At 31.2% G+C, this 12215-nt stretch carries 11 protein-coding genes; 3 read left to right on the plus strand and 8 right to left on the minus strand.

All coding sequences use genetic code 11. The annotated features are described in order from the left end of the window. Positions 1-9: 9 nt before the first annotated feature. Entirely contained in the window at positions 10-1014 is a 1005-nt protein-coding gene (gene holA / locus HNV10_RS10845; protein ID WP_173301370.1) for a DNA polymerase III subunit delta, read from the minus strand. A gap of 141 nt (positions 1015-1155) precedes the next feature. Here holA and HNV10_RS10850 point away from each other — a divergent pair, with 141 nt between their 5' ends. The 3 genes from HNV10_RS10850 (at position 1156) to HNV10_RS10860 (ending at position 3562) form a co-directional block, all read left to right on the plus strand. Beyond that, a complete protein-coding gene (locus tag HNV10_RS10850) occupies positions 1156-1608 on the plus strand; it encodes a type I restriction enzyme HsdR N-terminal domain-containing protein (RefSeq protein ID WP_173301371.1) in 453 nt (150 codons plus the stop codon). Then, the gene (locus HNV10_RS10855; protein WP_173301372.1) at positions 1609-2601 is read left to right on the plus strand and encodes a glycosyltransferase family 2 protein; all 993 of its coding nucleotides are present in this window, start codon (positions 1609-1611) and stop codon (positions 2599-2601) included. 103 nt (positions 2602-2704) lie between these two features. Continuing rightward, complete coding sequence (locus HNV10_RS10860) at positions 2705-3562, plus strand: OmpA/MotB family protein (RefSeq protein ID WP_173301373.1); 858 nt, start codon at positions 2705-2707, stop codon at positions 3560-3562. Between the two features lie 125 nt (positions 3563-3687). On the opposite strand, the gene HNV10_RS10865 is transcribed toward HNV10_RS10860, so the two are convergent. From HNV10_RS10865 to menA, 7 genes are all read right to left on the minus strand, one after another. After that, the gene (locus HNV10_RS10865) at positions 3688-4773 is read right to left on the minus strand and encodes an AMP-binding protein (protein WP_173301374.1); all 1086 of its coding nucleotides are present in this window, start codon (positions 4771-4773) and stop codon (positions 3688-3690) included. A gap of 3 nt (positions 4774-4776) precedes the next feature. Next, entirely contained in the window at positions 4777-5736 is a 960-nt protein-coding gene (locus HNV10_RS10870) for a CPBP family intramembrane glutamic endopeptidase (protein ID WP_173301375.1), read from the minus strand. 2 nt (positions 5737-5738) lie between these two features. Beyond that, a complete protein-coding gene (locus HNV10_RS10875; RefSeq protein ID WP_173301376.1) occupies positions 5739-6773 on the minus strand; it encodes an o-succinylbenzoate synthase in 1035 nt (344 codons plus the stop codon). Between the two features lie 99 nt (positions 6774-6872). Further along, the gene (locus tag HNV10_RS10880) at positions 6873-8534 is read right to left on the minus strand and encodes a GDSL-type esterase/lipase family protein (RefSeq protein WP_173301377.1); all 1662 of its coding nucleotides are present in this window, start codon (positions 8532-8534) and stop codon (positions 6873-6875) included. Between the two features lie 49 nt (positions 8535-8583). Further along, the gene (locus HNV10_RS10885) at positions 8584-10554 is read right to left on the minus strand and encodes a YgiQ family radical SAM protein (RefSeq protein ID WP_173301378.1); all 1971 of its coding nucleotides are present in this window, start codon (positions 10552-10554) and stop codon (positions 8584-8586) included. Between the two features lie 29 nt (positions 10555-10583). Beyond that, positions 10584-11261, minus strand: a complete 678-nt coding sequence (locus HNV10_RS10890; protein WP_173301379.1) for a metal-dependent hydrolase — start codon at positions 11259-11261, stop codon at positions 10584-10586. A gap of 37 nt (positions 11262-11298) precedes the next feature. Next, positions 11299-12204, minus strand: a complete 906-nt coding sequence (gene menA / locus HNV10_RS10895; RefSeq protein ID WP_173301380.1) for a 1,4-dihydroxy-2-naphthoate octaprenyltransferase — start codon at positions 12202-12204, stop codon at positions 11299-11301. Positions 12205-12215 lie beyond the last annotated feature (11 nt).

Genomic DNA, 12215 nt, shown 5'->3' on the forward strand with positions numbered 1-12215 from the left:
AACCAAAACTCAACCCAATATCTTAACTAACAACTCTTTAAGTAAGTCACCTTGAGGTATTGCATTAGCACCAACACCTTTGCTTTTTACATCAAATTCTCGTAAAACTCCAATAACATAACTTACTTTTTTCATGGGATAATTACGAGCCGCATCTAAATATTCATTTACAAAATACGGATTTACTTTTAAGGCAGATGCAACGCTTCTTGGATTCCGGTCAGACATACCATGAAGATGCAATAATTGCGAAAAGAAACCAAATAATAAAGATACTGTTACAACCATAGGATTATCCTTAGGATTGTCTGCAAAATACTTAGCAATTTTATGCGCTTTTACAATATTACGCTGACCTACAGCTTTTCGTAATTCAAAATTATTATAATCTTTACTTATTCCAATATTTTGTTCAATATGATCTGGAGTGATCTGTGTACCCTTTGGTAAAACAATTTTTAGTTTACTGAGTTCGTTATCTATTTTACTTAAATCTGTTCCTAAAAACTCTACAAGCATTTGTGCTGCTTTGGGCGAAATATCATATTTCTGTCCTGCCAAAACACGTCTAATCCAATCCGCAACTTGGTTTTCGTACATTTTTTTACTTTCGTAAACTACACCAACCTTATTAATGGCTTTATACAACGCTTTTCGCTTGTCTAGCTTTTTGTATTTGTAATTAAGTACTAAGACTGTAGTAGGTTGCGGATTAGCAGCGTATTGTGCTAATTTCTCAATAGTTCTGCTTAAATCTTGGGCTTCTTTTACAATAACAACTTGCCGCTCAGCCATCATTGGGTATCGTTTGGCATTACTTACAATATCATCTATGGTAATATCTCTACCATAAAGCACCATTTGGTTAAATCCTTTTTCTGCTTCGTCTAGCACATTCTCTTCAATAAAATCAGAAACCTTATCAATGTAATAAGCTTCCTCTCCCATTAAAAAATAAATAGGTTTAAGGTCTCCTTTTTTAATTGCCGCTACAAGTTGTTTTACTTCGTCCAAAAGATTAAAATTCCAAGTTTTAAATTCAAAATTCCCTCACTTAAAATTTAGCTTCATACCAAATAAAAAAAGGATTTAAGGAATTGAATATTGTGTTTTGTGGTTTTCTCCTTTAACTTTGAAAAAAATTAAGGTCTTAACGTGTTTAAAGAACTCAACTTTCCAAAGTTTGAATACCGTTTCAAAAGTACAGAAAATAAAGTTTCTATTTTTGATGTCATTCGGAAAAAATTCGTCATTCTCCAACCCGAAGAATGGGTAAGGCAACATTGTGTTCATTTTTTAATTAACAACAAAAAGTACCCAAAATCATTGATTAATGTAGAAAAAGAGCTCACTATTAATGGTTTAAAAAAACGCTATGATATTGTGATTTTTAATACTGATGGGAGTATTTTTTTAATTGTAGAATGTAAATCTCATAGCATAAAAATTGACCAAACGACTTTTGATCAAATTGCACGTTATAATTTAGTTTTAAATGCCACCTTTTTAATGGTAACTAATGGTTTAAATCATTATTATTGTGAAATGGATATGGATAATGAGCGTTATTCTTTTCTAAAATCCATACCAGATTATAAACCCAATTAAATGTTTGAAACAAAAGATTTTGCTGTTGTTATATTAAACTGGAATGGAAAAGCTCTACTTGAGAAATTTCTACCTTCCGTTTTAAAATATTCTCAAGATGCAACTATATATGTTGCAGATAATGCTTCAACAGACAATTCTGTTGCATTTGTATCTGAAGAATTTCCGACGGTAAAAATTATTAAGAACTCCCAAAATGGTGGTTATGCCAAAGGCTATAACGATGCTTTAAAATCTGTAAAAGAACCACTACTCTGCTTACTTAATAGTGATATTGAAGTAACTGAGAATTGGCTTCAGCCTATTTTAAAAGAGTTTAAAACAAACAAAAACACAGCGATTATACAACCTAAAATATTAGACTATAAAAACAAAACGCATTTTGAATATGCAGGCGCAGCTGGTGGTTTTTTAGATAAATTTGGCTATCCATATTGTAGAGGACGTATTTTTGATTCTATAGAAGAAGACAAAGGTCAATATAATAATACAAGTACTATTTTTTGGTCATCTGGTGCATGTTTGTTTATTAGAAATGTGGTTTTTAAAGAATTAGGAGGTTTTGATGAGTCTTATTTTGCACACATGGAAGAAATTGATTTGTGTTGGAGAGCTTTTAATAAAAATTATAAGTCTAAATATGTTGGTGCTTCTACAGTCTATCATGTTGGAGGAGCTACTTTAAGTAACACCAATTCTAAAAAAACATATCTTAACTTTAGAAATAGTTTATTTACATTAGTAAAAAATACCGATTCTAATGTGTTTATAAAAACCATAATTAGAATGAAACTAGATGCAGTGGCTGCTTTAAGATTTTTATTACAATTTAAGCTACAGCATTTCTTCGCCATTTTAAAGGCTCATTTTTCATTTTACAAGAATTTAAGAAGAATTTTAAAACAACGCAAGCAACTTCCTAAACGTCCAAATTATTACGAATGTAACTCCATCGTTTGGTCTTATTTTATAAAAAAAAGAAGAACGTTTTAATTGTTCATAAAACTGTTAAAGTTTTTGTTAATCCATGTGCAGTGATGTTGACTTTTGTATAATTTTGTTATGTTAAAATTAAAAATATAAACTATAATAAATTATGAAAAAATTAATGTTACTAAGTGCATTTTCATTGTTATTTTTAGCGTCTTGTGTGTCTAAAAAAGAGCATGTTGCACTTCAAGAAAAATATCAAGAAACACAAGATTTACTTAATACAGCTACTGTAAAATTAAACAGTTGTTTATCTGATGTTGCTGCGGCTAATGCTCGTGTTGAAACAATGAAAGACCAGTTAGCGGATTTACGTAAGTCTAACCAAGATTTAATTGATACTAAAGGCAACTTAACAACCTTAACTCAAAAAGGTGCTGAGAATCTTGAAAAATCATTAGAAAGCTTAAAAGAACGTGATTTAAAAATTACCCGTTTACAAGATGCTTTAACTAAAAAAGATAGTGTAACACTTGCTGTTGTAACGAGTCTTAAAAAAGCAGTTGGTATAAGTGATCCAGATATTGAAATTAATGTTGAAAAAGGAGTTGTATTTATTTCTATTGCAGATAAATTATTATTTCAAAGTGGAAGTTATAATGTAACAACAAGAGCTAACGAAATATTAGGAAAAGTTGCTAAGGTAATTAATAGTAAACCAGATTTTGAGGCAATGGTTGAGTCTCATACGGATAACGTGCCATACAACAAGCCTCCATTAATTGACAACTGGGATTTAAGCGTTAAACGTGCAACTTCTGTGGTACGTGTATTAGAAAGTTTAGGTGTTAATTCTCAACAGTTAATTGCTTCTGGTCGTAGTTCTTACGTGCCATTAGTAGAAAATGATACTGCTGAAAATAGAGCTAAAAACAGACGTACTCGTATCGTTGTATTGCCAAAAATTGACCAGTTCTATGAAATGGTTGAAAATGAAATGAAAAACTTATCTGAAGGAAACTAATCCAAGCAGATTTTAGAACAATAAGAAAAACCCAATGCAATTGCATTGGGTTTTTTATTGGTTTTATATTTTATTTCTTAGTTTGTTAAGTCGTTTTAATTCGCTTATAGACTTATCTCAAGAATTTAACTCTCTAAAACAGCTTTAATAGTTTTATCTCTTTGAATTTTACCATTAACTGTTTCTGAAAACTTATTTATAGTATAAACTTTCTTCGGAATTTCAAACTTAGTCAACACTTTTAAATCCACAATAGCTTTTAGAATTTCATCAGCAGAAGCTGTTGGGTTTTCAATTATTAAAATCAATTTTTCACCAAGCACACCGTCCTCTTCACTACCAATAATAAATCGATGATTGATAACGGGTTGTATTTTATCTTCAATTTGCTCTGGAAATAATTTTACACCTCCTGAATTAATAACATTATCAAATCTACCAAATAGCTTAAAACTAGTTTTAGATTTCAGTTCTACAATATCATTTGTTATTAAATCTTCTTTTACAAGTTTAGGAGCATGTATAACTAAACAGCTTCTATCATCAACAGAAAAACTAACATTTTCAATGGCATTAAAAAATTCTTCTTTATTACTCGATTTAGATTCTAAAGATCTTACGGCAACATGAGTAACTGTTTCTGTCATCCCGTAAGTTTCATAAAACTTAGGTAGACTGTCTTTAATTTTTAATAATAAAGGTTTAGTGACTTTAGATCCACCAACAATAATTGTTTTTATATTTTGAACGTGATTAATTGTATTTTTTAATTGCAATGGAATCATTGCACAAAAATCATATTTCTTTTCATAATCAAAAATAGGATGAGCACTAGGCTCTACAAAATCTATTTCTAAACCTAAAACTAACGCACGTACAAACATCATTTTACCAGCAATAAAATGACTAGGCAAGCAATGTAAAGCTGTATCTCCTGGCTCTAAACCAAACGAATTTCCTGTAGCAATAGCAGAATTAACCATCGCTTGTTTCTTTAATTTAATTTGTTTAGGCTGGCCTGTAGAACCAGATGTAGTAACATACAAGTAATCCTCTTTGTTGAGCCAATCTAATAAAAAATCACCAGTAACTTTTTCATAAGGCTTACCTTCTTTTACAAGGCTGTAGGCAACTTCTTTTAACTCTTCATGGCTAAAATGAAGTCCGTTATATTTAAATCTATTATGTACTTTATCGTAAGTTGGTGTCATAATTTACTCTATTATTTTATAATCTTCTTTTGGTGGTTCAGTGACTTTTCCTAATAATTTATCTTTCCAATTGGTCCATCCATACATTTTAGAAAGAATGAATAACAATAAAGGAAATATTACAAACACAGGAATAACAATATCTATAAGTGCTGCTTCAGTTGGGTCTGATGTATCTTTTAATATGGAATAGGTTTGAAACGCTGTCCAATCTGCTGTAACCAATAAAGCTGTAAACAAATTATTAGCTGCATGAAACCCTAAAGCCAATTCCATTCCTTCATCCATTAAGGTGATTATACCTAGAAATAAACCTGTTCCTATGTAATAAATCATAATTACATAGCCTAATTTTTCAACTTCAGGGTTTGCAATATGTAACATACCAAAAACAATAGATGTTACAATTAAAGGGAACCATTTTGTTTTGGTAATTACACCCAAACCTTGCATTAAATAACCTCTAAACAAATACTCTTCGCAACTGGTTTGAAGCGGTACCAAGGCAATAGCAATAACACTTAAAATTAAAAAATTCTTTAAATCAAAATTCCATACATAGTTTTCTGGTGCCATAAAATAATCAACCAAAACTAGACCTGAAGATAAAATTCCCCAAGCAAAAAATATAACCCAAAAACGTTTCCAATCTATTTTCTTACGTGCTGTAGTTAATTGCGTAATGGTCATTTTGTGCAACCATTTATTTACTGCAAATATTCCTACAAGACCAACTGCAAATGATAATAACATCAGTGCCAAATTAAGATTAGACTCTAAAATACCCATCATGGTACTTTCATCTAACTCAAACAAGTTAAGTCCTTGATTATTAGCTTCTACAATTGCGGCAACCGTAAATGGTATCTGACCAGCTATTACAAAAATGATAATAATAATTGTACCTATTAAATATCGCCATCCTTCATGTAGTCCTTTGTAGGCTTGTTGTATATAATTCATGCTCATAAAGTAAAATTCCAGTTTTTATTTAAATTATAACGCAAAGTACCATTTTTTACTATTAATGGCGAAGAAAAATTATTACTAAATAGACTTCCTGTACCTAATCCTTGAGGCATTTTATTATTTAGCGTATATGTCCACTGCGATATTGCATTTAATCCTACATTGCTTTCTAAAGCACTTGTTATCCACCAACTAATATTTAAATTTTCTGCGATATCAATCCATTGTTGGCTTCCTGCAAATCCTCCTACCAAACTTGGCTTTAAAATTATGTATTGTGGTTTTATAGTTTGAAGTACATCTTCTTTTGATTTAAATGAAAACACACCAATTAATTCCTCGTCTAAAGCAATTGGCAAAGGTGTCTCTTGGCACAATTGAGCCATAACTTCAAATTGTTTTGGTTTTATGGGTTGTTCTATGGAATGCAATTGATATTCTGAAAGTTGTTTTAATTTCTCCATAGCATCATTTGGAGCAAAAGCACCATTGGCATCAACTCTCAATTCAATGTCATTAACAGAAAACTCTTTTCGGATAGATTTTAAAATATTTAATTCTGTTTGAAAGTCTATTGCGCCTATTTTTAGTTTTATACAACCAAAACCAGCTGCAATCTTTTCTTTAATTTGAGTACGCATAAAATCCTCACTTCCCATCCAAACTAAACCATTTATTGGTATTGAATCATTTCCTGATGTAAAATCTGACGGAAATAAATTAAATTGATCAGAACTTTCTAAAGATTTAAAAGCCGTTTCTAGGCCCAATTGAATACTCGGGAATTCTATAAGTTTATTTAAAAGTGTCTCTAAACCTAAAGCAATGTTATTGCATGTCCATTTTAAGGTAGTCTCATAATCTGGTCTATCATCAATAGATAAACCTCTTAAAATACCACACTCTCCTACTCCAGTTTTACCGTTTTTCTCAATAACAATAAACCAAGTTTCTTTGGTCGTCATTACACCTCTCGATGTACCGCTTGGTCGTATAAAGTCTAGAATATATTTGTGGTAAGTTGCTATCATAATAAGGAACCAAAAATAGGTAATAATTGGATTTATATTGCTATCATAATTAAATTTCGAGTACTAAAAGCAACATAAATTATTAAAATAAAATTGTATCTATTTATCAAACACCTTATCGCTTTTCAATTTTTCAACCCAATGTTTATAACCCAAATCATTTAAATGGGTTCCATCTGTGGTAAGATTGGCTTTTAATAAACCTTTTTCGTTTGCAAATTCGTCAAATAGATTGATGATTTTGTAATTCTCATCACTCTCATGATTCTTAATTATGGAATTCACTTTATTAATATTTTCTGCCATGAAATCTTTTGAAGTTGGCAATATAGTTTGCAGATAAATTTTTGTTTCTGGAGATTTATTTTGAATGATTTCTGTAATTTTAATGATATTATTCGCTATATATTCAGCAGATGGAATTTCTTCTTGATAATGCAAGTTGAACAAATCATTAATACCAATTAACAATAGTATCTTTTTAGGTTTGTAATAGATAATTTCATCCAAACGTTTTAAAACACCATCTGTAACATCACCTGCAATCCCTCTATTTTTTACGTTTTTTAATTTTAATTTTTTGCCCCAATTTTCGCCTTGTTCTGTAATGCTATTACCAACAAATACAATATCTCCAAAATTTAGTGGTGTCTTTTTAAATTGAGCTATCCGTTGTTTATAATGTACATTTGTCCAAAGCCCATGATACTTAATTTGGGTTGAATCACTTGGATACAAGCTATCAATATGACTTTCCTTTATATAAGAACTCTTAAAAGGCACTAACATACTTTGCTGTGGTAATAATTCTATAAAATTGCCCTTTTCATTTTTGACCCAAACAGAAATAGTTTTAGATGGATTGAAAACCTTACCCTTGGAATACTCTAAGTTTTTAATAGCATTTAAATAATCCACAACCTCAATAGTTTGTGCATACCAAATGTCTTTTTGATTCCCAAGAATATTACATAGCGAATCTGCTAATTCCCAATGGTTATGAAACTCATAACTATGACCCCAAATATTTAATAACTGCATTTCATTAGGTTGACTATACCTAAAATAATTAGCATAATTAGGCGCTTCTAAAACATGACAGGTTGGATTTAGTGTTAAAAAATTAGAGCTTGGTAATTCAAAATTATGCGTTGAAGTAGTTGTTCTGGCGTATTTTACATTCAACTGTTGTAAAATTTCCAAGGTTTTATCGTCATAAGCTCCAAATGGATACGCTAATCCTTCCACTGGCTTATGATTCGCTCCTTTTAATTCGTTTAATTTTTTTAAATCTGAACCAACTTCCGCTAAAATGATTGAATCTTTTTGATTGTTTAAACCATTGTGATGAGCACCATGTCCCGAAATTTCATGACCATTATAAAGATTTGCTATTTCAGATTCTGAAACAAACGTAACGTTAGTATTAAATTCTGAACTCAACCATTCTGCTTTTTGTCCTAAACGTGCTGAATTTAAATGAAAAGTACCAATTATACTAGCATCATTAAGTTTTTCAACCAACAAACGGTCATATTCCGGACCATCATCAAAGCTCATTACTAAACACTTTAATTTTCCATTAGGAAAAGCAAATTGACTTGTATTAATAATAGCATTATATTGTTTTTCTTTTGGATCTAAACTTGTATTTTCTGAGACATTGAAATTACAAGAGACCAAGAATATCGCAAATAGAAAACCAAAACTAATCAACTTAAAACGTAAATAGTTTATTGTATTTGTTTTTTTTTCTATCATTAATTGAAATGAATTTAATAGATATAATATTTATACAGCGAGATGCTTTTTATCGTCGCTTCTTCCGAGACTTATGCTTGCGTTTTCTACGAGAACCACTTGAAGAATTAGATTTTGTAGCTGGCACAGCGTCATCAAACGTATTTTTAACAGCCTTAAGATTCACACTTTTCCACCCTTTACTTTCTTGTTCTGGCACCAGAGCGTCCACTAAATCTTTTCTTCCAACTTTATTCAAAGTCTTTTTAATCCAATCTCTATTTTCTTTTTTATACCAAAAGAAGAAACGATGTTGCTCATCCTTTTCTTTTTTAGTTTTTGGCGTTTTAGTTGGTTTTAAAGTATATGGATGATAACCACTGTAATAAATAACAGTCGCTACCGTCATTGGTGTTGGTGTAAACCCTTGTACTTGCTCTAATTGAAAACCCATATCTTTAGTTTCGGCGGCTAAATTTGCCATATCTTCTACTTCACAAGCAGGATGATTAGATATAAAATAAGGAATCAATTGAAGTTTTAAACCTTTCTTAATGTTGATTTTATCGAATCGTTCTTTAAATTTATGAAAGTATTTAAAAGACGGTTTACGCATTAACTTTAAAACAGGGTCTGATGTATGTTCTGGTGCAACTTTTAGTCGACCAGAAATATGCTTAGTCATTACTTCTTCTGTATAATCGTCTAGCTCTTTTGCATCTGCATTCTTATTAAATTCTGGCACTAGCATATCGTGACGAATACCACTTCCTATAAAAGACTTCTTTACCTTTGGATGTTTATCTACGGCTTGATATAATTGAGTTAACGGCTTATGCGAGGTGTCTAAATTACTACAGATTACAGGCGAAATACAAGAAGGAGCCACACATTTATCGCAAATAGATTGTACCTTTCCTTTCATCTTGTACATGTTTGCAGAAGGACCTCCAATATCTGATAGATAACCTTTAAAATCTGGCATATTAGCCACTTTATCAACTTCCCTTAAAATAGATTCTTCACTCCTACTAGCAATAAACTTTCCTTGATGTGCAGATATGGTACAAAAACTACAACCACCAAAACAACCACGATGAATGTTTATAGAAAATTTAATCATCTCAAACGCAGGAATTGGGCCACGCTTATTATATTTTGGATGCGGTAAGCGCGTGTATGGTAAATCAAAAGAAGCATCAATTTCTTCTTCTAACATGGTAGGAAACGGTGGATTAATCACCAACATTTTATTATTTACCTGTTGAAAAATTCTGTTGGCTTTAAGCTTATTAGATTCTTGCTCAATAACCTTAAAATTTGAGGCAAACTTTTTCTTATCCTTTAAACAAACCTCATGAGATTCAATTTCTACATCTTCCCAATTTTTATTCTTTGGTATAGCTTCATCTTTATCCAATAAAACAGCCGTTTGCTTAATAGTTTTTAAGCTAGAGAAAGGCACGCCTTTTTGTAATAACTCTACTACTTCGCGTAAAGGCTGTTCGCCCATGCCATAAACAAGCATATCTGCCTTAGAGGTTTCTAAAATGGTTGGCAATAGTTTATCGCTCCAATAGTCATAATGTGTTACTCTGCGCAATGACGCTTCAATACCTCCTATTAAAACAGGCACATCTGGAAACTTCTCTTTTAATATCTTAGAATATACAGAAGTTGCATAATCTGGCCTAAATCCTTTGTCACCATTTGGCGTATAAGCATCCTTATCACGACGTTTTTTGCTTGCCGTATAATTACTAACCATAGGATCCATACATCCACCTGTGACTCCAAAAAATAATTTTGGAATTCCTAATTTTGTAAAATCCTGTAAATTATCGTTTACACTTGGTTGTGGAACAATCGCAACTTTTAAGCCGTAGCTTTCTAAAATACGACCAATAACCGCTGGTCCAAAGGATGGATGATCCACATAAGCATCACCACTAAAGAGTATAACATCAAGCTCTGACCAACCGCGAAGTTTCACTTCTTTATTAGTTGTAGGTAGCCAATCTGTAAGTTGATTCGTTTTCATAGTGGCGCAAAGATAAGGCTAAAATAGTTTTACAACTCCACACTCTCACCAATATCCAATAACATTAAATCCTTATCGTTATCAAAGAATTTTCGTTTAGCTTCTTCGTGATTGATTTCTATATATCCAAACGTATCAAAATGGTAGCCTAATATTTTATCACATTCTATAAAATTACTCGCTAAAATAGCATCTTCTATTCCCATAGTAAAATTGTCTCCAATTGGCAAAATGGCTAAATCTAATTTAGTTTGCATAGGAATAAGTTTCATATCCATAGTTAATGCCGTATCACCAGCAATGTATATAGTTTTATGCTCACCTTCTATTATAAAACCTCCAGGTTGTCCACCATAGCTACCATCTGGAAAAGATGATGTGTGGATAGCATTAACATACTTAAGATTTCCAAATTCAAAATCCCAAGAACCGCCATGATTCATAGGGTGTCCTTCTAAACCTTTGTTTTGATAATAGGTAACAATTTCAAAATTAGATACGATTATTGCACCTGTACGTTTAGCAATGGCTTCAACATCTAAAATATGATCTTGATGCGCATGGGTTACCAAAATATAATCAGCTTTTAAGTTATTGATATCTATTTCTGAGGCTTTTTCATTACCTGATATAAATGGATCTACTAAAATACTTAAATCTTTAATCTCAATGCTTAATGAAGCATGACCATAGAATGTAATTTTCATAATGTTTAAATTTTAAAAGCTAAAATGTTTTTTAAAATTAATACAAAATATAACCAATACCTAATAGAATTGAAAACAGAAATGTAGATAACGCAAGTACCTTTAACTGACCATCAAAATCCTTAGGCAGAACTGCATCTTTTATTTTTTTAATATGAATAACTAGAGGAATAAAGGCTATTAAAAACAAAAAATTATAAGGTTCTACATAATACAAAATGGAAAAAACAATGCTTAAAAACATAGCTCCTATTACTAAAATAAAATGATATTTTTTAGCACGTTTTAATCCCAACTTTACAGCTAAAGTGATTTTTTTTGATTTTTCATCGGACTCAATATCTCTCATATTATTTAAATTGAGAACTCCAACGCTTAATAATCCCAATGCAATTGCCGGTAAAATTACAACATGGTCTATTGTGTGCATATACAAAATGTAACTACCGATAGTACTTACTAAACCAAAGAAAATAAATACAAAAACATCACCTAAGGCACGATAACCGTACGGAGAATCTCCCATTGTATATTTTAGAGCTGAATAAATAGAGAAGCCTCCTAAAATTAAAAAGATAAAAATGTATAAAAAATTAGAAGCTCCAAAAGCCATCCAAACTAACATAACAGTTAAAACGACAACAACAACTATATTAAACCTTATAGCTTCAAGCATTTCTAAGGGTGTAATTACACCACTTTGTAAGGCACGTTCTGGTCCAACTCGATCATCATTATCAGTACCTTTAACACCATCACCATAATCATTTGCTAAATTAGACAGAATTTGTAAACTTATAGTTGTTAGGAATGCTAAACCAAATACAATTGGCACAAAATGTCCGTTGTAATATGCAAAACAGCTACCCAGTATTATTCCAGATACAGAAAGAGGCAGGGTTCTTAAGCGCATGGCAGACAGCCACGGTTTAATTTTATTCATTTAATTAAGAT

This window comes from Winogradskyella litoriviva, assembly GCF_013249065.1.
Lineage (GTDB): Bacteria > Bacteroidota > Bacteroidia > Flavobacteriales > Flavobacteriaceae > Winogradskyella > Winogradskyella litoriviva.